Source organism: Thalassospira sp. B30-1, assembly GCF_015767575.1.
Taxonomy (GTDB): domain Bacteria; phylum Pseudomonadota; class Alphaproteobacteria; order Rhodospirillales; family Thalassospiraceae; genus Thalassospira; species Thalassospira xiamenensis.
Genome location: NZ_CP065232.1, coordinates 3030842 through 3052534 on the forward strand (window position 1 = coordinate 3030842; position 21693 = coordinate 3052534).

The 21693-nt window shown below is 57.4% G+C and carries 21 protein-coding genes; 3 read left to right on the forward strand and 18 right to left on the reverse strand.

The annotated features are described in order from the left end of the window. Window positions 1-4: 4 nt before the first annotated feature. The 15 genes from IT971_RS14375 to IT971_RS14445 form a co-directional block, all read right to left on the reverse strand. On the reverse strand, window positions 5-415 hold the full coding sequence (locus IT971_RS14375) for a RidA family protein (protein WP_062959088.1): 411 nt from the start codon (window positions 413-415) through the stop codon (window positions 5-7). After that, window positions 408-839 (reverse strand): thioesterase family protein, encoded by a 432-nt coding sequence (locus tag IT971_RS14380; RefSeq protein ID WP_063094838.1) that lies wholly within the window; start codon window positions 837-839, stop codon window positions 408-410. Before IT971_RS14380 ends, IT971_RS14375 begins: the two co-directional genes overlap by 8 nt. Window position 840: 1 nt before the next feature. Next, window positions 841-1530, reverse strand: coding sequence for an ABC transporter ATP-binding protein (locus IT971_RS14385; protein ID WP_063094840.1), 690 nt, complete (start codon window positions 1528-1530; stop codon window positions 841-843). A gap of 2 nt (window positions 1531-1532) precedes the next feature. Beyond that, entirely contained in the window at window positions 1533-2282 is a 750-nt protein-coding gene (locus IT971_RS14390; RefSeq protein ID WP_063114492.1) for an ABC transporter ATP-binding protein, read from the reverse strand. After that, window positions 2275-3261: a branched-chain amino acid ABC transporter permease gene (locus IT971_RS14395; RefSeq protein ID WP_007090655.1), complete on the reverse strand. Its 987-nt coding sequence runs from the start codon at window positions 3259-3261 to the stop codon at window positions 2275-2277. The genes IT971_RS14390 and IT971_RS14395 overlap by 8 nt, the downstream gene beginning before the upstream one ends. A gap of 1 nt (window position 3262) precedes the next feature. After that, complete coding sequence (locus tag IT971_RS14400) at window positions 3263-4180, reverse strand: branched-chain amino acid ABC transporter permease (protein ID WP_063095189.1); 918 nt, start codon at window positions 4178-4180, stop codon at window positions 3263-3265. A 95-nt stretch (window positions 4181-4275) separates the two neighbouring features. Then, entirely contained in the window at window positions 4276-5415 is a 1140-nt protein-coding gene (locus IT971_RS14405) for an ABC transporter substrate-binding protein (RefSeq protein WP_063095191.1), read from the reverse strand. A gap of 138 nt (window positions 5416-5553) precedes the next feature. Next, window positions 5554-6423 (reverse strand): tryptophan 2,3-dioxygenase, encoded by an 870-nt coding sequence (gene kynA / locus IT971_RS14410; protein WP_196871068.1) that lies wholly within the window; start codon window positions 6421-6423, stop codon window positions 5554-5556. Next, window positions 6420-7613: a kynureninase gene (kynU, locus tag IT971_RS14415; protein WP_063095193.1), complete on the reverse strand. Its 1194-nt coding sequence runs from the start codon at window positions 7611-7613 to the stop codon at window positions 6420-6422. The genes kynA and kynU overlap by 4 nt, the downstream gene beginning before the upstream one ends. Then, window positions 7610-9244 carry an AMP-binding protein gene (locus IT971_RS14420; RefSeq protein ID WP_063095195.1) on the reverse strand — a complete coding sequence of 545 codons (1635 nt, stop codon included), beginning with the start codon at window positions 9242-9244 and terminating at the stop codon, window positions 7610-7612. Before IT971_RS14420 ends, kynU begins: the two co-directional genes overlap by 4 nt. A gap of 19 nt (window positions 9245-9263) precedes the next feature. Next, entirely contained in the window at window positions 9264-10421 is a 1158-nt protein-coding gene (locus tag IT971_RS14425) for an acyl-CoA dehydrogenase family protein (RefSeq protein WP_063095197.1), read from the reverse strand. After that, window positions 10421-11233 (reverse strand): enoyl-CoA hydratase family protein, encoded by an 813-nt coding sequence (locus IT971_RS14430; RefSeq protein WP_074624819.1) that lies wholly within the window; start codon window positions 11231-11233, stop codon window positions 10421-10423. The genes IT971_RS14425 and IT971_RS14430 overlap by 1 nt, the downstream gene beginning before the upstream one ends. Next, the gene (locus IT971_RS14435) at window positions 11226-11729 is read right to left on the reverse strand and encodes a MarR family winged helix-turn-helix transcriptional regulator (RefSeq protein WP_223305174.1); all 504 of its coding nucleotides are present in this window, start codon (window positions 11727-11729) and stop codon (window positions 11226-11228) included. The genes IT971_RS14430 and IT971_RS14435 overlap by 8 nt, the downstream gene beginning before the upstream one ends. 2 nt (window positions 11730-11731) lie before the next feature. Then, entirely contained in the window at window positions 11732-12490 is a 759-nt protein-coding gene (locus IT971_RS14440; RefSeq protein WP_063095200.1) for an SDR family NAD(P)-dependent oxidoreductase, read from the reverse strand. 4 nt (window positions 12491-12494) lie between these two features. Continuing rightward, window positions 12495-14789 (reverse strand): bifunctional salicylyl-CoA 5-hydroxylase/oxidoreductase, encoded by a 2295-nt coding sequence (locus IT971_RS14445; RefSeq protein WP_063095202.1) that lies wholly within the window; start codon window positions 14787-14789, stop codon window positions 12495-12497. A 105-nt stretch (window positions 14790-14894) separates the two neighbouring features. Here IT971_RS14445 and IT971_RS14450 point away from each other — a divergent pair, with 105 nt between their 5' ends. The 3 genes from IT971_RS14450 (at window position 14895) to IT971_RS14460 (ending at window position 18498) form a co-directional block, all read left to right on the forward strand. Beyond that, complete coding sequence (locus tag IT971_RS14450) at window positions 14895-15599, forward strand: HNH endonuclease (protein ID WP_196871069.1); 705 nt, start codon at window positions 14895-14897, stop codon at window positions 15597-15599. A 77-nt stretch (window positions 15600-15676) separates the two neighbouring features. Next, window positions 15677-16513, forward strand: a complete 837-nt coding sequence (locus IT971_RS14455; protein WP_082822683.1) for an alpha/beta hydrolase — start codon at window positions 15677-15679, stop codon at window positions 16511-16513. Next, window positions 16513-18498, forward strand: coding sequence for a 3-hydroxyacyl-CoA dehydrogenase NAD-binding domain-containing protein (locus tag IT971_RS14460; protein ID WP_083195740.1), 1986 nt, complete (start codon window positions 16513-16515; stop codon window positions 18496-18498). The genes IT971_RS14455 and IT971_RS14460 overlap by 1 nt, the downstream gene beginning before the upstream one ends. Window positions 18499-18941: 443 nt before the next feature. On the opposite strand, the gene iolG is transcribed toward IT971_RS14460, so the two are convergent. From iolG to iolE, 3 genes are read right to left on the reverse strand one after another with little or no spacing between them, the layout of a single operon-like run. After that, on the reverse strand, window positions 18942-19931 hold the full coding sequence (iolG, locus tag IT971_RS14465; RefSeq protein ID WP_063095545.1) for an inositol 2-dehydrogenase: 990 nt from the start codon (window positions 19929-19931) through the stop codon (window positions 18942-18944). A 53-nt stretch (window positions 19932-19984) separates the two neighbouring features. Next, window positions 19985-20788 (reverse strand): 5-deoxy-glucuronate isomerase, encoded by an 804-nt coding sequence (iolB, locus tag IT971_RS14470; RefSeq protein ID WP_063095544.1) that lies wholly within the window; start codon window positions 20786-20788, stop codon window positions 19985-19987. Beyond that, window positions 20788-21693, reverse strand: coding sequence for a myo-inosose-2 dehydratase (gene iolE / locus IT971_RS14475; protein ID WP_063095542.1), 906 nt, complete (start codon window positions 21691-21693; stop codon window positions 20788-20790). The genes iolB and iolE overlap by 1 nt, the downstream gene beginning before the upstream one ends.

The following is a 21693-nucleotide window of genomic DNA, read 5'->3' on the forward strand; positions in this document are numbered from 1 at the left end:
CGTTTCAGGCCGCATTTCTATCCGCCGGGATCGATGCCGTCGCCTCGATCTCGATCAATGCCTCGTCTTCGACAAGCGCGCTTACCACCACCATCGTCATCGCCGGGAAATTCTTGCCAAGCACGCGGCGATAGGCCTCGCCGACCTCGCGCTGTTTCGCAAGATATTCCTTCTTGTCGACCACGTACCATGTCAGCCTTGTCAGGTGTTCCGGCCCGCCACCGGCGGCCTCAAGCACATCGACGATATTGCGCAGCGCCTGTTCCATCTGACCGACGAAATCCTTGGCGACAAAGACCTGATCGGCCGTCCAGCCGATCTGCCCGCCGATATAAAGCGGTACCCCGTCGGCCAGCACGCCATTTGCGTAACCCTTGGGCGGTTTCCATCCGTCTGGCTGAATGATTTTATGCATCTTTTTCTACCATTTCATTGATTTCGTTGTCGATTTTGGCACGCAAATCATCGGGCCACGGCACCGATTTCCCGGCACCCCTTCTGGTAAACACCAACGTTGCTGTCATCGAAAGGCGTTGCTCATCACCACAGACAGCCGTGATTTCAAGATCAAGGCTGGACCGCCCCAACCGTTTCGGCACCAACCGAAACTCAAGCATCTCGCCAAGGCGGCTGGGCGCGGTAAAGCTGATCTGCAGCCCCGCGGTCGGCACCGCCACCTCGTCAACCCCGTGCATCTGCGCAAAGCTGAAGCCGATGCGGTCCTCAAACCATTCTTCGACCGTCGCATTGATCATTTCGAAATAGCGCGGATAAAAAACGATCCCCGCCGGGTCGCAATGCTGAAACAGGACTTTCTGGGCATAGGTGAATGTCGTCATCTCACACCCCCAGATACCGGTCGGCAAGGTCGTCGGTCAAATCGCCAACCGCCCCGGTCCATGCGGTAACGCCCTTTTCGACCACCACATAACGGTCCGCAACGCCGGATAATTCTTTAAGCGACTTATCGACGACAAGGATCGAAAGACCCGATTGCTTCAACCGGTTGATCGCAGCCCAAATCTCTTGGCGCACCACCGGTGCCAGGCCTTCTGTTGCTTCGTCAAGGATCAAAAGCCGTGGGTTGGTCATCAATGCCCGCCCGATGGCCAGCATCTGCTGCTCCCCCCCCGAAAGCGTCATCGCCTTCTGATCGCGCCGTTCGGCAAGCCGTGGGAAAAGGTCCGCCACCCGGTCAAAATCCCATTCACCGGCGCGTGCTGCCGCCATCAGGTTTTCCATCACGCTTAACCGGGCAAAGCACCGCCGCCCTTCGGGGACAAGCCCGATGCCAAGCCGTGCGGCCTTGTGCGATGGCAGTTTCGCAAGGTCGGTATCAGCAAAGCGGACCTCCCCATCCCGGTGGCTCATCATCCGGCAGATGGTCTTGATCGTCGTGGTCTTGCCCATGCCGTTGCGCCCCATAAGCGCAACCGCCTCACCCTCATTCACGATCAGATCGACGCCAAACAGCGCCTGCGACGCACCATAAAATGCGGTGATGCCTGATACTTCCAGAAGTGCGCTCATGATCAGGCTTCCTCCCCCAGATACGCCCGCTTGACGTCTTCATTGCCACGAATATCGTCAACCGTGCCGGTCGCAATCACCCGGCCATAGACCAGAACCGAAATCCGGTCGGCCAGCGCAAAAACCGCGTCCATATCGTGCTCCACCAGCAGGATCGGCGCTTCTGCCCGCAACCCGTCAAGGAACCCGGTCAGGCGTTTCGATCCTTCCGGCCCCATGCCCGCCATCGGCTCGTCGAGCAAAAAGGCACGCGGCTTAAGTGCCAGCGCAACCGCCATTTCAAGCTGCCTGCGTTCGCCGTGCGATATGTCGGCGGCCCGCATCTGGGCCCGGTCGGCAAGGCCAACCCGCTCCAATTGCGCCATCGCAGGTTCGATCAACGACGCATCGCTCAGAACCGGCTTGAAAAACCGGAAGATTTTCCCGCTGACCGATTGCTGCGCCAGAACCACGTTCTGAAGCACCGAGAATTCCGGCATCAGGGACGACACCTGAAATGTCCGCGCCAATCCCATGCGGGATCGTTCCACCGCATCCAGTTCATTGATATCGCGCCCGCCAAAGCGGATGTTACCGCTATCGGATTTGATCTCGCCCGCAATCTGCTTGATCAGGGTGGATTTCCCCGCCCCGTTTGGCCCGATCAGGGCATGGATTTCACCGGGCATAAGGTCCAGCGACACATTGTCACTTGCGCGCAACGCACCGAACTGCTTGGTGACATTGGATAGTGAAAGAATGGCTTCAGGCATGTTTGCGCTCCCCCGCCAGAAGTCCGATCAGGCCACCGCGTGCAAACAGCACCACCACCAGCAACAGAATACCCAGTGGCAATTGCCAGTATTCAAACATGCCGCCCAGAAGATGTTCCAGAATGATGTAAAGTGCCGCCCCCGCGACCGGACCAAACAGCCGCCCGACCCCGCCAAGAATGACAAACACCATGATTTCACCCGACATATGCCATGACAGCATCGACGGGCTGACAAACCGGTTCAGATCGGCATAAAGCGCACCGGCCCATGCGGTAATCATCGCCGAAATCACAAACGCCACCAGCCGCACCCGAAACGGCGCAATGCCAATCGCCATCATCCGCTGGCTGTTTTGCCGCGCCCCATGCAGGGCCAAACCAAACCGCGACCGGATCAGCACGGCTGAAAACGCAATCGCAACACCAAGCATCGCAGCACACAGCGCAAAGAAGCTGATCGGATCAAGCGTGTTGAGCCCCGGGAAGCTGTTGCGCACATAGATCGAAAGCCCGTCTTCCCCACCATAGGCAGGCCAGGAAATCGCGAAATAATAAATCATCTGCGCAAAGGCCAGCGTGATCATGATGAAATAGACCCCGCTGGTCCGAAGCGTGATCGCCCCGATCAAAAGCGCCACCAAAGCCGATGCAATCAATGCCACGATCCAGATGACAATCATCTGTGTCGTACCGTTGATTTCAAAGGGTGCCGTCATGATCGGCTCGTAATTCAGCGCATGGCTGGCAAGGATCCCGGCGGCATAGCCCCCGATCCCGAAAAATGCCGCATGACCAAATGACACAAGCCCGCCAAAGCCAAGCGCGATGTTAAGCCCGACCCCCGCCATGCCAAGGATCGCAACCTTTGTCGCAAGCGTGATGATAAACGGTTCGCCCATGATCTGCGCGATCACCGGCACCGCAATCAGCAACGCCGCCAGAACGATATTAAGGATGGTTTCGCGGTTCATGCTCATATCAGGCTTCCGTCCCGAACAAACCGCTTGGCCGCAGGAAAAGCACCAGCGCCATAACGATATAAATCAGCATCGATGCAAGGGCCGACCCAATCGCCGTCGCACTTGCCGGATCAAAAAACGCCTCGAACCCAAGCGGCAGCAAAAACCGCCCCATCGTGTCGGTAAAGCCGACCAGTAACGACCCGACAAGCGCGCCCTTGATCGACCCGATCCCGCCAATCACGATAACAACGAATGCCAAAATCAAAACCGGCTCGCCCATGCCGACCTGAACCGATTGCGTGGTTCCGACAAACGCCCCCGCCAGCCCGGCCAACGCAGCACCCAGCGCAAAAACAATCGTGTAAAGCCGGTCGATATTGATCCCGAGTGCGGCAATCATTTCACGGTCGGCTTCACCGGCACGGATGCGCGTGCCAAGCCGTGTCTTGCCAATCAGCAGGAACAGCCCGCCCGCCACGATCAGACCAGCCACAATAATCGCCAGCCGGAAAATCGGATATTGCGATCCACCAGGGATAGTTAGCGTGCCCGAAAGGGCTTCGGGGACATTTAAAAACAGCGGGAAAGACCCGAAAATCCACCGGGTTCCTTCGGAAAAAATAAGAATAAGCGCAAATGTCGCCAGCACCTGATCAAGGTGATCACGTTTATAAAGCCTGCGGATCACCAGCATCTCGACCAGCGCGCCTGCAAGGGCGGCCGCCATCAAACTCGCGACAAGGCCAAGCCAGAATGAACCGGTCCACGCCGCAACGACCGCGCACGCAAACGCGCCCACCATATAAAGCGACCCGTGCGCCAGATTGATCAGCCCCATAACGCCAAAAACAAGCGTCAGACCCGATGCCATCAGAAACAGCATGACCCCCGACTGAAGGCCGTTCAGAAGCTGTTCCAGAAATAAAGAAAACATAAAGGAAAACTCCGTCGCAAGATGGCGGGCATCAGCCCCGGAAACCGGGCACCAATGCCCGCCGAACCTGCCAGTCTATGAAACAGACTTCGTCGTTACATCGCACATTCCGATGCATAGGCATCGGCATGATCGATAAGGGCTGTGCCAATGATCTTGTTGGTCAGAACGTCGCCTTCCTTCACCACTTCACGGACATAGATGTCCTGGATCGGGTGCTGGTTCGGGCCAAAGATGAATTTGCCACGGACGGAATTGAAGTCGGCAGCGCGCAATGCATCACGGAAGGCGTCCTTGTCATTGACGTCTGCCTTGCCCATTGCCGACAGCAGCAGGTTGGCGGTATCAAAGCCATATGACGCATAGATCGACGGCAGGCGGCCATATTCCGCCTGGAAGGTTTCGACAAACGCCTTGTTGGTGTCGTTGTCGATATCCTTGGACCAGTTGGCGGTGTTTTTGATGCCAATCGCCGCATCGCCAATCGCGCCAAGAATCCCCTGATCAAGCGAGAATGCAGGACCGATCAACGGAATATCCACACCCGACTGGGCATACTGTTTCATGAACGCAATGCCCATGCCGCCCGGCAGGAAGAAGAACACGCTATCCGCACCCGATGCACGGATCTGTGCGATTTCGGCCGCATAGTCGGTCTGACCAAGCTTGGTGTAAACCTCGCCCGATACATCACCCAGATAGAAACGCTTGAAACCGGCGATGGAATCCTTACCCGCCGGATAGTTCGGCGCCATCACAAAGGTTTTCTCGTAACCGGCACTGGTCGCATAACCGCCTGCGGCTTCATGCAGGTTGTCGTTCTGATACGAAACGCTGAAATAATTCGGGTTGCAGCCCTTGCCCGCCAATTGCGACGGTGCGGCATTGACCGAAAGATAAAACTTGTCCTGTGCCACCGCCGACGGCACCACCGCCATCGCCAGGTTCGACCAGATGATACCGGTCAGGACATCGACCTTCTCGCTCTGGATCATTTTATCGGCCAGCTGAACCGCGATATCGGGTTTCTGCTGATCGTCTTCGATCACAACCGTCAGGTCCGGGTTATTGGCCTGCTTGACGGCGAGCATGAAACCATCACGCGCATCGATGCCAAGCCCCGCACCGCCCCCCGAAAGGGTCGTGATCATGCCAACCTTGACCGGCTCGGCCTGTGCCGCCCCTGCCATCAAAAGCGCAGCCAAAGCTGCGATTGTCGTCTTAGTGCCCTTCATCAAAGCCTCCGTGTTTATATGTTTTTATCTACTCAGCAACACGTTGATCCCGCGACTTTTTCTATCGTCTGTCGTCGCAGTTTTGTGAACCTGATGCCTGCCCCTGATTTTGCAGTGTTCCATCAGGCCCGTCCATCCTCAAAGCGTGGTTCGCACCCGCCAGAGTTCCGGAAACAGTTCAACTTCCAGCATTTTTTTAAGGTAACTCACCCCGCCGGTCCCCCCGGTCCCGCGTTTGAAGCCAATGACGCGTTCCACCGTGGTCACATGGTTGAACCGCCAACGCCGGAAATAATCCTCAAAATCCACCAGCTTCTCGGCCAGCTCATAAAGCGGCCAATGCTTTTCAGGCGCGTTGTAAACCCGATGCCACGCCGCAATCACATCGTCATGTGCTTCGTATGGCGCACTGACATCGCGCGATAACACCGCATCGGGCACCGCGATGCCTTCACGCGCCAGAAGGGCCAGCGCCTCGTCATAAAGGCTGGGCGTTGCCAGTTCGGCGTTAAGCATCTCGGTAATGTCATCGCGGTGCGCATGCGGGCGCAACATCGCATGGTTACGATTGCCTAACATAAACTCGATCTGGCGATACTGGTATGACTGGAAGCCCGACGACGGGCCCAGCGCATCGCGAAATGTCGTATAGTCGCTGGGCGTCATGGTCCGCAAAACGTCCCACGCATTGTTCAATTGCTCGAATATGCGCGATACCCGTGCGAGCATCTTGAATGCCGGTTGCAGGCGACCTTCGCGGATGGCATCGCGTGCCGCCGTAATTTCCCGGATCGCAAGCTTCATCCACAATTCGGATGTCTGATGCTGAATGATAAACAGCAATTCATCCTGCGCATCGGTCAAGGGATGCTGGGCGGTCAGAACCGCATCCAGCGCCAGATAATCGCCATACGACATCTGATCGGAAAAATCGGTTTTGGCCCCTTCGGTGCTGGGGTCATAGGGCTGGTTCATCGGGCAGCCGGTATTTTTGGCTTTATCGCTCATGTCACGGCATTCCTTTTGTGGAATTCCGGCTTGTCCCAGGCCCGCGTTTCCATGATTTCGGCCAGAATTCTGACCGCCCCATCAACATCGTTGTTGTCGATATAAAGCGGGGTAAAGCCGAACCGGATGATATCGGGTGCCCTGAAATCGCCAATCACGCCGCGCGCGATCAAGGCCTGCATCACCGCATAGCCATTTTCAAACCTGAACGATATCTGCGATCCCCGCTTGTTGGCATCCCGCGGGCTTGCCAGTTCCAGCATCGGGCAGCTTGCCTCGACCCCGGCGATGAACTGCTCGCAAAGCTCAATGCTGCGTTTGCGGATATCGGCCATCTCGATCCCATCCCACGCCTTCATCGCCTCTTCCAGAACCGTCATCTGAATGACCGGCGGGGTGCCGACCCGCATCCGCGAAACATCCGGGGCCGGGCTGTATTCAAGGTCAAAGGCAAACGGGGCCGCATGACCAAGCCATCCCGACAATGCCGGGCGCACGGTCTTCGCATGATCGGGCCGGACATAAATAAATGCCGGCGCACCGGGGCCACCGTTAAGGTATTTATAGGTGCACCCCACCGCAAAATCGGCTTCACATCCCGCAAGATCAACCGGAACTGCCCCCGCCGAATGCGCCAGATCCCAGATCACGATTGCGCCCGCATCATGGGCCATCTTCGTGATCCGTTTCATGTCATACATCCGCCCGGTGCGATAATCGACATGGGTCAGCATCAAAACCGCCAAGTCCTCGTTGATCAGGCTTTCGACATCTTCCGGGTTTGGCGTCTTAAGAACATGGCCCTTATCAAGGCTTTTGATCAACCCGTCGGCGATATAAAGGTCGGTCGGGAAATTGCCATTGTCGGAAACCACCACCTTGCGATCCGGCTTCATTTCAAGCGCACTGGCAAGCGCCTGATAAACCTTGATCGACAAAGTATCGCCCATCACCACCGTACCCGGTGCCGCCCCGATCAGACGCGCGACCAGATCGCCAACGCGCTTGGGCTGCTCCATCCACCGGGCATCGTTCCAGCCGCGGATAAGCATCTCGCCCCATTCATCACTGATCATGGATTTGGCGCGCGCGGCTGCGGTTTTCGGCATCGCACCCAATGAATTCCCGTCAAGGTAAATCACCCCGTCAGGGATATGGAACAAGGCTTTGGTGGCGGCAAAGTCAATCATGCAGACATTTCCTGTTTCAATCGGAATCGCTGGATTTTTCCAGTCGCGGTTTTGGGTAGTGCCTCGATAAACAATATCGAACGCGGATATTTATAAGGTGCAATCGTCGCCTTGACATGATCCTGCAAAAGCTTCGCCATTTCGGGTGACGGATTGGCATTCGGGGTCAATACCACATGCGCCTGCACGATATAACCGCGTTCCTCGTCAGCAGCCGCCACCACCGCACATTCCGCCACATCCGGGTGCGACAGCAACGCCGCCTCGACCTCCGGCCCGGCAATGTTATAGCCCGACGAAACGATCATATCGTCGTTACGCGCGGCAAAATGGAAATAGCCCTCGCTATCGACAAAAAACGCATCCCCCGTCAGGTTCCAGCCATCGCGCACATAGCCATGCTGCCGATCATCGGCCAGATACCGGCACCCGGTCGGCCCGCGCACCGCAAGCTTGCCAATCGTGCCGATGGGAAGTTCGTTCATTTCATCATCAACGATCCGGGCTTCATATCCGCCCACCGGCCGTCCGGTGCAGGCCGGATGACTGTCGCCAAACCGGTTGGAAATAAAGATATGCAGCATCTCGGTCGCGCCAATCCCGTCCAGCATCGGCTTGCCGGTCTTTTCCATCCATGCCTTGTAAACCGGGGCTGGCAATGTTTCCCCCGCCGAAACGGCGGCACGAAGGGATGATAAATCCGCCCCGTCATCCATCGCCGCCAGCATCGCCCGATAGGCCGTCGGTGCGGTAAAGCACACGGTTGCCTTATAGGTCTCGATGATTTCAATCATGTTGGGCGGCGATGCCTTTTCAAGCAACGTCGCGGTCGCCCCGAACCGAAGTGGAAAAACCGCCAACCCGCCAAGCCCGAATGTAAAGGCCAAGGGCGGCGACCCGACAAAAACATCATCAGGCGTCACGTTAAGCACTTCCCTGGCATAGCCATCGGCAATGATCAGAAGATCACGATGGAAATGCATGGTGGCCTTGGGCTCCCCCGTGGTGCCGGATGTGAAACCCAGCAACGCCACATCATCGCGTCCGGTCTTGACCGCCTCATATTTCACCGATTTGGTAAGCGCAATGCGATCCAGTTCCGCGTCATGATTGGCCGTACCGTCAAAGCCGATCACCTTTTTAAGGAACCTGCTGTCCTTGGCACACGCCACCAGCTCATCCATCAGCCGCGTATCGCAAAGGGCAAATTCGATCTCGGCCTTGTCAACGATCTGGGCCAGTTCCCCTGCACGCAGCATCGGCATGGTATTGACCACAACCGCCCCGGCCTTGGTTGCGGCCAGCCAGCAGGCCACCATCGCCGGATTATTGGCCGACCGGATCAAAATCCGGTTGCCGGGCTTGACGCCATAATCCTCGGCCAGCGCATGGGCAATGCGGTTGGTCCAGTCGGATAATTCCTTGTATGTCCGCTGGCGGCCATTGCCGATCAGGGCGGTATTGTCACCAAATCCCTGTTCGACCATCCGGTCGGTCAACTCGACCCCGGCATTGAGATATTCGGGATACTGAAACTTTTCGAGGTTAAAGACCGGCCAACTTTCGACCGGTGGCAGATTGTCCCTTGCGAACGTATCGCTATGTGCGGTCGGACCCAGAACGTGCGACATGGTTAAGCCCCTGATACAGCTATTTTTGTGCCAGCGTTTGCCGTGCAATGATTATTTTTTGGACGTCTGACGCACCTTCATAAATCCGAAGGGCGCGAATTTCCCTATACAGCGTTTCAACGATGTGACCAGAACGCACACCATCGCCGCCATGTATTTGTACCGCCTTGTCGATGACGGTTTGGGCATGATCGGTTGAATAAAGTTTTGCCATCGCGGCCTCGCGCGACACCCGCGATGCCCCGCTGTCTTTCAGCCACGCGGCGCGATAAACCAGAAGCGCACTGGCATCGACATCAAGCGCCATGTCGGCCACATGCCCCTGCACCATCTGCAAATCAAAAAGCGGCGCACCAAACAGTTCGCGGGACTGAACGCGACTGATGGTTTCATCCAACGCACGACGGGCAAAGCCCAATGCAGCCGCGGCAACGGTCGACCGGAACACGTCCAGAACCGACATCGCGATCTTGAACCCTTCGCCGGGAAGGCCAATCAGGCTGCTTGCCGGAATGCGGCAATCATCAAATTTCAACCGCGCCAATGGATGCGGCGCAATGGTTTCCAGCCGTTCGGCAATCGAAAGCCCCGCTGTGTCGGCGGGCACCAGAAACGCCGATAGCCCCTTGGCCCCCGGTGCCTCGCCAGTGCGCGCAAACACGCAATAAAAATCGGCAATCCCGCCATTGGAAATCCAGGTTTTCTCGCCATTCAGCACGAAATGGCCGCCATCGGATCGCGCATCCAGCGCGATATTGGCAACATCCGATCCCGATTGCGGTTCGGTCAGGGCAAAGGCCGCAATCGCCTTGCCGGAACGGACCTTGGGCAGAATACCCGCCCGCTGCGCTCTGGTGCCAAACAGCGAAATCGCCCCGCTGCCAAGCCCCTGCATGGCAAAGGCAAAATCGGCCAGCCCGTCATAACGCGCCAGCGTCTCGCGGATCAGGCAAAGCGACCGGACGTCAAGCTTCGCCCCGTCAATATCCGGGTCAATCGCGGCATGTTTCAGCCACCCGCCATCATTAAGCCGCGCCACCAGATCGCGGCACGCCCCATCCACATCATGATGATCGATACCGTCAAGATTGGCCCCCGCCCACGCATCAAGCCGTGCGGCAAGGTCGCGGTGCCGGTCTTCGAAAAACGGCCAGTCAAGATAGGACGTATCAGCCATCAGTTCCCCTCGAACACCGGTTTTTCCTTGGCGACAAATGCCTTATAGGCGCGGTTGAAATCCTCGGTCTGCATGCAGATCGCCTGCGCCTGTGCTTCGGCTTCAATCGCCTGTTCGATCCCCATATTCCATTCCTGCGCCAGCATGGTTTTCGTCATCATGTGGCCGAAATTCGGGCCTTCGGAAATCCGGGTTGCCAACGCAATCGCCTCGGCCTCCAGAACATCGCCCTCGACCAGCCGGTTATAAAACCCCCAACGCTCGCCCTCATCGGCACTCATGGATCGCCCGGTATAAAGAAGTTCGGCTGCACGGCCCTGCCCGATGATGCGCGGCAGGATCGCACATGCCCCCATGTCACACCCCGCAAGCCCGACACGGGTAAACAGGAATGCGGTTTTGGATGCCGGGGTCGCAATGCGCAAATCGGATGCCATCGCAATGATCGCCCCGGCACCAACGCAAATGCCATCGACGGCTGCAATCACCGGCTTGCCACAGCCAATGATCGCCTTGACCAGATCACCGGTCATGCGGGTAAATTCCAAAAGCCCCTTCATGTCCTTGTCGATCAGCGGGCCGATAATGTCGTGCACATCCCCGCCCGAACAGAAATTGCCGCCGTTCGATCCAAAGACCACCGCCTTGATATCATCGGCATAAACCAGATCGCGGAACGTATCGCGAAGCTCGGCATAACTCTCGAACGTCAGCGGGTTTTTGCGTTCCGGCCGATCCAGCGAAATGACCGCAACATCGCCTTCCATGCGCCAGTTGAAATGCTTTGGCGTGATGTTTGCCATCTTAGTCATGGTGCGCCTCGTTATGATGATAAACAGTCCGAAGAATACGGATCAGGGCATCGGCATCATGGGCCGACAGATCGGAAAACAGCTCGGACACCCAGCCTTCATGCACAAGGGCCCGCTCGGCAAAATCCTTTTCGCCCGCTTCCGTCAGGCGCACGATGGATGCCCGGCGATCATTTTCGACCGGCACGCGCACCAGCATCCCCTCGGTCACAAGCCGGTCAACAATCCCGGTGACATTTCCGTTTGATACCATCAACGCACTTGAAAGCTCGCTCATGCGCATCCCGTCGCGGGATCGGTAAAGCGCTGCCATCACGTCAAAGCGCGGCAAAGTGGACCCGAATTCAAGGCGCATCTTCTCGCGAAGCTCGCCCTCGATCTTGCGCGACACTTTCAGGATTTGCAGCCACGCCCTAAGGCGCGCCTTTGAGATATCGGGCGAAATATCCGATGTCTCGTTGTGCGGCAGATCGGGGTCGCGGACTGTCTTATCCATATTCATATCTCTCCTCCCGATACCGAAATCGCCTGTCCGGTGATAGATGCGGCCTGGCTGCTTGCCAGCCACATCACGGTCTCGGCAACTTCTTCGGGCGCGATGAACCGGTTCTGCGGATTGATCTTCGCAAGGCTTGCGCGCGCGTCTTCCGCACTCATGCCGGTTTTCGCAACGATATTGGCAACCGATTGTTCAAGCATCGGCGTTTCCATGAAACCGGGGCAAACCGCATTGACCGTGATCGGCGTTGCTGCAAGCTCGGTCGCAAGGCTTTTGACTAGCCCGATAACCGCATGCTTTGCCGCGCAATAGGCGGTGACATAGGCATAACCCTTAAGCCCCGCCGTCGATGCAATCGAAATCAACCGACCGGGCTTGGCGCGGTCCATCACGTTCAACCCTTCGCGGAACGTCAAAAACGTCCCCGTAAGGTTCACATCCATCGTGCGCTTCCAAAGATCGGTGGATGTTTTGCCAAATGGCGCGCTTTCGGCCATGCCCGCATTGGCAATCACCAGATCGGGCGCACCGGTCACATCGCAAAATGTGCCAAACATCGCGCGCACCGATGCCTCGTCCGTCACATCGGCGGGAATGGCGGTGATACCCGGATGTCTTGCCACCTCGGCCAGCATGTCGGCACGGCGGCCTGATACCGCGACCTTGACCCCGGCATCGGCCAGCATACGGGCCATCACGGCCCCCACACCCGTCCCGCCGCCGGTAATCAATGCTGTGCTGATGGCAAGGTTTCCCATGGGGTTACACCTTCCCGGTCATGACGTCGGACCGTTCCGCCAGACGCCACATCTGATCACGCCCGGCATGGTACGGTTCCGGCCAGTTTTCCGTCCGGTTGCCAAGCGTTGCCGCCGCATGCAGCGTCCAGTACGGATCGGCCAGATGCGGCCGCGCAAGGCACACAAGGTCCGCCCGTCCCGCCATCAGGATCGAATTGACGTGATCGGGTTCGTAAATATTGCCAACCGCCATGGTTGCCATATGCGCTTCGTTGCGGATCCGGTCGGAAAATGGCGTCTGGAACATGCGGCCATAGACGGGACGGGCGGCCTTGGTCGTCTGGCCTGCCGACACGTCACAGATATCAACATCATGGGCCTGCAACATCCGGGCGATCTCGACCGCTTCTTCGGGCGTGACACCGTCATCCCCGACCCAGTCATTGGCCGAAATACGCACCGATAACGGCTTGTGCGCCGGCCATGCGGCACGCACCGCGTCAATCACTTCCAACGGATACCGCATCCGGTTTTCAAGCGACCCGCCATATTCATCATCGCGCGTATTGCTAACCGGGCTGATAAAGGATGACAGAAGGTATCCGTGGGCCGCATGGACCTCGATCATGTCAAAGCCCGCCCGATCCGCCATTTCGGCGGCCGCGACGAACTGATCGCGCACCCTATCCATATCATCGCGCGTCATCGGTTTTGGCGTCTGGTTGCGATCCGACCATGCAATGTCGGATGCCGACAATAACGGCCAGTTACCCGATTTCAGCGGCGCATCCATTTCTTCCCAGCCAAGCTGCGTTGAACCCTTGCGCCCGGAATGGCCGATCTGCGCACAGATTTTGGCATCCGTTTCGGAATGCACGAAATCGGTAATCCGTTTCCACGCTGCCTCGTGCGATGGCGCGTAAAAACCGGGGCAGCCCGGCGTGATGCGGCCGGTATCGGAAACACAGGTCATTTCGGTATAAACCAGCCCCGCGCCACCCTTGGCCCGCTCGGCATAATGCACCAGATGCCAGTCGGTCGGGCAGCCATCCACCGCCTTGTACTGCGCCATCGGCGACACCACGATGCGGTTTTTCAGTTTCATGTCACGCAATGTAAACGGCACGAACATCGGGTGACGGACTTCGTCATTCGCCGGTATCCCCGCCTGCCGCTGGAACCATCCCTCGGCATCTTTCAGCCACTTGGCATCACGCATCCGAAGGTTCTCATGGCTGATGCGCTGCGACCGGGTCAGAAGCGAATAGGTGAACTGCACCGGATCGAAATGGAAATACCGTTCGATCTCCTCGAACCATTCCATCGAATTGCGTGCCGCTGATTGCAGGCGCAAAACCTCCAACCGGCGTTCGTCTTCATATTTGGCAAAGGCGGACGGCAAATCGGCCTCGGAATGCAGGTAATTGGCAAGCCCGATGGCACTTTCAAGCGCAAGCTTGGTGCCCGATCCGATGGAAAAATGCGCCGTCGCCGCCGCATCGCCCATAAGAACGATATTCTCATGCGACCATGTTTTGCAAAGCACGCGCGGGAAGCTCAACCACGCCGACCCGCGCACATGATTAGCATTGCTGATAAGCGCATGACCGCCCAGATGGTCCTTGAAGATTTCCTCGCAGGTGGCAATCGACTCTTCCTTGGTCATGTCGCCAAAACCATAGGCTTCCCAGGTTGCCTGCGAACATTCGACGATGAAGGTCGCGGTCTTGTCATCAAACTGATAGGCGTGCGCCCAGACCCAGCCCTTCTCGGTTTCCTCGAAAATGAACGTAAAGGCATCATCGAATTTCTGATGTGTGCCCAGCCAGACAAACTTGCATTTCCGCGTATCGATATCGGGCTGGAATTTATCGGCAAACTCGGTGCGGGTTTTGGAATTAAGCCCGTCGGATGCGACGACAAGGTCAAATTCCCTAGCATAATGCGCGGCACTTTCGGCCTCGGTCTCAAACCGTAAATCAACGCCCAATTCGCGTGCCCGCTGCTGCAACAGGATCAAAAGCTGCTTGCGCCCGATGCCGCAAAAACCATGTCCGGTCGATACGGTTTTTTCACCGCGATACAGAACCGCAACATCATCCCAGTATGAAAAATGCGCCCGGATCGCCTCGGCACTTTTGGCATCGTTTTCCGCAAGGTTATTAAGCGTCTCGTCGGACAACACAACGCCCCAGCCGAACGTGTCGTCTGGCTTGTTGCGCTCAAACACCACGACCTCATGACCGGGATCACGCAATTTCATCGAAATCGCAAAATAAAGCCCCGCAGGACCGCCACCCAAACAAGCTATTCTCACCTGATTTTCCCTTCTTGATATGGGGGTCTTTGCCCCGGTTGTTTTGGGAAACTTCAAAAACGGTACGCCTGCCCGACATTTATTTCAAGCATAAAATATTTGGGTTTGAAATATCTGGATTTTCCCCTAGAATTCCCGAAACAAGACGATGCAAGTTGCTTCAAGCAAGCCAACAACAAGGTATCTCTGATGTCCGACCTGCGGTCATGTTTCCGCGAGCCAATTCCTGAAATTGCGATAGCGGCTCAGTATTTGGATGCTGCGGTAACCGAGCATCTAAAGGGGGAACATGAACAGGCCGCCACGCTGATCAAACGATCAGATATGCCGATCATCCGGGACTGGACGGAATCAATCTGGGGCAAGAACAGCCCCTACGTTTCCTCTGGCAGGATTTCTGGCGCAGCACCTGTTCTGACCAAAGGGCAACGGTTCGCAGCCCGGATGCCAAATGCGCTGGAAAAAAAGCATCTCCATGAACGGGATGCTTTTCATTGCCGTTTTTGCGGCATTCCCGTCATTCGCAAAGAAGTCCGTGCGAAATTGGCAATTCTCTACCCAGACTCTTTAAAATGGGGCCGGAAAAACACCGAACAACACGCCGCATTTCAAGCGATGTGGCTTCAGTATGATCACGTGATCCCCCACGCAAGGGGCGGCAACAATGACCTCGATAATCTGGTGATTACGTGCGCACCATGTAACTTTGGGCGCATGAACTTTCTGATCGAAGAAGTCGGGCTCCTTGATCCCAGAACCAGAGAGCCTTTTCGTAGCTCTTGGGACGGGCTGGAACGATTGATGACGTGATTCGATACTGAAGGACCTGACGAAGCCTATTGCGGGCTGAAACCGAAACCCGCTCTAAAAAAGGGATGATAAAAACAATGATCACCAACTGGGACGACGCATACGCCAATGGCGATTACATCACGGGTGCGGCAGAATTTCCCGGCATGTGGGCCAAACTGGCAGCAGCCTTCCGCGATGAAATGGTGGCCTCAGGCCGGGCGGAACTGGATGTGGCCTATGGCAATGCCGAGCGTGAAAAATACGACCTGTTCCTGCCCGAAGGCAGCCCAAAGGGCGCGGTCGTTTTCGTGCATGGCGGCTATTGGAAGGCATTTGATAAATCGACATGGTCGCATCTGGCACGCGGGGCTGTTGCGCGCGGCTGGGCGGTCTGCCTGCCAAGCTACACCTTGGCCCCCGATGCCCGCCTGTCGGAAATCACCCGCCAGATCGGGGCGGCGATTGATCATGTTGCCAACCGCATTTCTGGCCCCATTCACCTGACCGGCCATTCGGCGGGTGGTCATCTGGTCAGCCGGATGAACTGCGTCTCCTCGCCCCTGTCAGCGGCCACACAGGCACGCATCAAAAACACGGTATCGATCAGCGGCCTGCACGATCTGCGCCCGCTTCTGAAAACCGCGATGAATGATGTGCTGAAACTCGACGAAGCCGAAGCAATCGCCGAAAGTGCCGCCCTCATCCGTCCGCATCTGCCATGCTCCATCACCTGCTGGGTCGGCGCGGATGAACGGCCGGAATTTGTTCGTCAGAGCGACCTTCTTGCCAATATCTGGACCGGGCTTGGTGCATCGACCCGCGCGGTCGAGGCCCCCGGCAAACACCATTTCGACGTCATCGCCGATCTGGCCGATCCGGACTCTGATCTGGTCGCCTGCCTGCTGCATCCGATCGAGCCGGAGGACGCATAATGTCCACACTGTCCACAATGCCCCCCGTCAGCCTCACAACCGAAAACGACACCGCGATCATCACGATTGATCACCCGCCGATCAACGCCACCAGCCATGCCGTCCGTCTGGGAATCTGGGATGCGCTCGATCAGGTCAACCGCGATGACGCGATCCGTGCCGCAATCCTGATCTGTGCAGGGTCCACCTTTATCGCCGGTGCCGATGTCACCGAATTTGGCAAACCGCCGCTGGACCCGATCCTGCCCGATCTGATCCTGAAACTCGAACAATCGACCAAGCCACTGATTGCCGCCCTTCACGGCAATGCGCTTGGCGGCGGGCTTGAGGTCGCACTCGGCTGTCATTACCGCATCGCCACGGCGACGGCCAAACTCGGCCTGCCCGAAGTCAATCTTGGCCTGATCCCCGGTGCCGGTGGGACCGTGCGATTGCCCCGCCTGATCGCGGTTGAAAACGCAATTGCCATGATCACCGGCGGCAAGCCGGTCACAGCCACCACCGCCCTTGATTTCGGCCTGATCGACGAAATTGCGGATATCGGAAATGGCGATTTGCTGGTTGCGGCAATCGCCTTGGCCGAACGGATCAAAAACGATCCCTGCCCGGCCGCCCTGATCGACCGCACCCCGCTCAATGCCCCGGATGCCGATGCTTGGGATGCAATCCTTGCCGGGATCGGCAAAAAGGCCCGTGGGCAGGATGCCCCGGTGATTGCCGCCCAAACCATCCGGGCCGCCGTCACCGGCGATGCCAGAACCGCCCTTGGGATCGAACGCGAAAACTTCATTCGCCTTCGCGACAGTGACCAGTCAAAGGCACTGCGTCATATTTTCTTTGCCGAACGATCCGTTGCCAAGCTTCCCGAACTGGCCGGCGTCGCCCCCCGCCCCCTTCACGAAATCGGTGTCATTGGCGGCGGCATCATGGGGGCCGGTATCGCCACCGCCGCCCTTCTGGCCGGTTATGCCGTGGTGATGATCGAACGCGATGACGACGCCTGTGAACGCGGCATCGCCAATGTCCGCCATCATCTCGGCGGGTCGCTCAAACGCGGCATCATCACCCAGTCCCGCCATGACCAGCTTCTGGGCGATCTCGTCAGCAGCACGGATTACGCCGCCCTCGCCGATTGCGATCTGGTGATCGAGGCCGTGTTCGAAGACATGGCCATCAAGCACGACGTGTTTGCCAAACTCTCCGCCCATTGCAAACCCGATGCGGTGCTGGCATCCAATACCTCCTATCTCGACATCGATGCGATTGCGACCGCCTGCCCCCATCCCGAACGGGTGATCGGCCTGCATTTCTTCTCCCCGGCGCATGTGATGAAATTGCTCGAAGTCGTCCGCACCCGCTTGGCGAACCCCGCCTCGCTGGCAACGGCCCTTGCCTTCGCCAGACGGCTGGGCAAGATCGCGGTCCCTTGCGGGGTGTGTGATGGCTTCATCGGCAACCGGATCATGTCGGCCTATCGCAAACATTGCGAATACATGCTCGAAGACGGATCTCTCCCGTCTGACATTGACCGCGCCATGACCAATTTCGGCTTCCCGATGGGCCTGTTTGCCATGCAGGACATGGCCGGCCTTGAAATCTCATGGGCCACGCGCAAACGCCTGGCCCCCACCCGCGATCCGAATGAACGATATGTCGCCCTTGGGGATTACCTCTGTGAAATGGGCCGTTTCGGGCGCAAGAATGGCCTTGGATGGTATCGCTATGATGAACATGGCAAAGCTTTCCCTGATCCTGTTGTCGATGAACTGGTGATCGCTGAGTCGGCGAAAAAGGGCATCAAGCGCCGCCCGTTTTCCGATGCCGAAATCATCGAAACCATCCTGTCTGCCATGCAGGCAGAAGGCGAAAAAATCCTCGCCGAAGGCATCGCGCACAGCCCGGACGCCATCGATGTCGTGATGGTCAACGGCTACGGCTTCCCCCGCCACAAGGGCGGGCCGATGCACCTTAAAAAGACCGCCTGAACACCCGAAATCCGGGGCTTTCGCGGCCCCGGAAAGGTGCCCGACCCCGGCCCTTCTCCACCATCACCCCGACCCGCGCAGCGGCACAAACTTGGCACAAACCGGGCGCAACTCGGGCATAAAGCCCCCCAAATGACGCTCAACTGGTGCTCAAACAGCCCGCAAACCGGGCACAACTCTCCCGCTTGGCCGCCTTTGACTGCTTTTGACTGCCGTTTGTCCCCCGCTTGACCGCCAACAAAACGGCCAAAATCGCCGCTCGTGGCCATAATACGAACCGCCAATCTGGCTGCCCGCCGCACACTGCACACCACATACCACCAAAACAAAAACGCCCACCGGGAAATTCCCGACGGGCGCAATTCTGGTGTTGACTTGGTTCTTATAGCAGACCAAAAAGAACAAATCAAGAACTTTTTAGCATGGCCGGTGTTTTTTTTCGCCTACCCGACCAGAACTTCCTTGCCACTCGCAAGCGATTCAAGCGCCGCATCGGCCAGAATCAACGCTTTCAGGCCATCTGCACCGCTGGGATAGTTGCTGGTTTTACCCGCCACCACATCACAGAATGTCGTCAGCTCGATGCGATAGGCATCGGCATAACGCGACATGAAGAAATCCATCAACGGTTCGGCGGTATAGCCCGCCCCGTTCGCCACCGTCACCGACGTGGTGCGATGGTTTCCGGCCTCGACCAGACCTTTTGAGCCATGCACTTCGATGCGCTGGTCATAACCATATGTCGCACGGCGCGAATTGGTGATCACCGCCATCCGACCACTTTTGGTCCGAAGGGTTGCCGCCGCACTATCGACATCACCCGTCGCCTTGATTGCCGGGTCGGTCAGAACCGCACCGGTGGCATAGACCGATACAATCTCCTCGCCCAGAAGGAAGCGCGCCATATCAAGGTCATGGATCATCATATCGCGGAAAAGCCCGCCCGACCGTTTGATATAATCGACCGGCGGCGCGGATGGATCGCGCGACGTGATCTGCACCATTTCAACATCACCAATCGCGCCCGCGTCAATTTCGGCCCGAAGGCGGGCAAAACTGGGGTCAAAACGGCGGTTGAAACCAACCATCAGGACCGCACCGGTTTCCTCGACCACCTTAAGGCAATCGCGCACCCGCCCGGCATCCAGATCGACCGGCTTTTCACAGAAAATCGCCTTGCCCGCCCGCGCGGCCAGTTCGATCTGATCGGCATGAAGGTCGGTTGGGGTGGCAATGATAACGGCGTGAATATTGCCATCCGCCATGATTTCCTCGACCGTCGCACGGGTCGCCCCGGTAAGGGCAATCGCGTTTTCCGCCGCGGCATCGACCGGGTCGAAAACCTTGGCGATTTTGGCATTTGGCAGGGCCTGAACGGCTTTGGCGTGGGTGATGCCGATACGGCCAGCACCAAGAAGTCCGATATTAAGCATGTCTGACATCCTGAAAGGACAAATGTTGCGAAGATGGGAATACGGAAAACGGGTTATTTGCTGTCGCGCTGGAAAATCCAGTCATGATCGGGATGGTTCTGGAACCGCCATTTGCGCATCGGCCCGGCCATGACATTCAGGTAATACATCTCATAGCCATAAGGACTGCCGCACGGGTGATGCCCCTTGGGCACCAGCACCACATCGCCGTCCGAAACCGCCATGGTTTCGTCAAGCTCCCCATCCTCGGTAAACACCCGCTGGAAACCGAAACCCTGCTTGGGGTTAAGCCGGTGATAATAGGTTTCCTCAAGGTATGTCATGTCGGGATAATTATCCTCGTCATGGCGGTGCGGCGGATAGCTTGACCAGTTACCGGACGGGGTGAAAACCTCGGTCACGAGAAGACTGTCGGCAATATCCTTTTCCTCCATCGCAATCGGATGGATGTATCGGGTATTGGCCCCCTTGCCGCGTTCGACCAGCTCGATATCGCTGATCACGCGGGCCGGATAATTTCCCTTGCCCGGTGCGGTACAGACCGCCAGAACGCAATCGGTTGTGGCCTTGGCATTCCAGCTGGCATCGTTGGGCGCATAGACACAGGCAGGCGGGATACGTTCAAACACGCTCATGCGTTTGCCCAGTTCCCCGAAATTCTGATCGCCCACCGTGATTTCGGCCTTGCCTTCGACAAGGACCAAAATCACTTCGCGGTCGCCCGTCGGCTCGGCTGCCGTTTCACCGGCTTTCAGGTGATAAAGACCGAACCCGACATAGCCCCAATTGGCACTTTGGGCGGTAATGTCATGGACCTTTCCACGGGTCCCCGACGGTTTTCTCAGCAGATCGGCCATCAGGCTTCTCCCTTATCCAGTCCGGTTTTCTGCGCCATCGCACGCAGCGCCTTAAGCCCCATCGACTGATATTTGAACGGATTGCGCACGACCGGGTCCTGTTCGGCCTCGATCACCAGCCAGCCGGAATAATCATGCTCGGCCGCGATCTTCAGAACCGGTTCGAAATCAACAATGCCTTCCTCGTCGCCGGGCACGGTAAACACCCCGCGCCGCACCCCTTCAAGGAAGCTCAGATGCTGATTGCGCACCTGCTCGGCGATTTTCGGACGCACGTTTTTGCAATGGATATGCGCCACCCGATCCATATAACGGCTGGCCAGTTCTTCGGGATTTGCCCCGCCAAACCATGCGTGGCCTGTATCCAGCAACAAATGCGTTTTCGGGCCGGTATGGGCCATGAAGGCATGAATTTCATCAGCCGTTTCAACAATTGTGCCCATATGGTGATGATACACCAATGTCACACCCTGATCGGCGCAATAGGCGGCAATCGCCTCAACATCCGCGCCAAATTTCGCCCATTTGTCCGCTGGCAAAACGGGGCTTTCGGACAAGGCGGCATTGTCATTGCCGTGGATCGCATTGCTGGTTTCACACACGATGCACACCTTGCATCCCATCGCTTTCAGCAAATCCAGATGCGGCTGGATCGCCTTTTTCTCGTCCTCGACCGAATGGGTCAGAAGGTTAAGCGAATGCCAGCCCGACACGAATTTAAGCCCGTTGGGGTCAAGCTTGGCCTTGAGTGCCGCCGGTTCGGTCGGCATCTTGTGGCCTTTTTCAATCCCGTCAAAACCGATTTCGCCTGCTTCGGACAAACAGGTTTCAAGGCTGATTTCAGCACCCAGCGTCTGATCATCGTCATTGGACCAGGCAATCGGGTTGGTACCGTAAAGGATCAT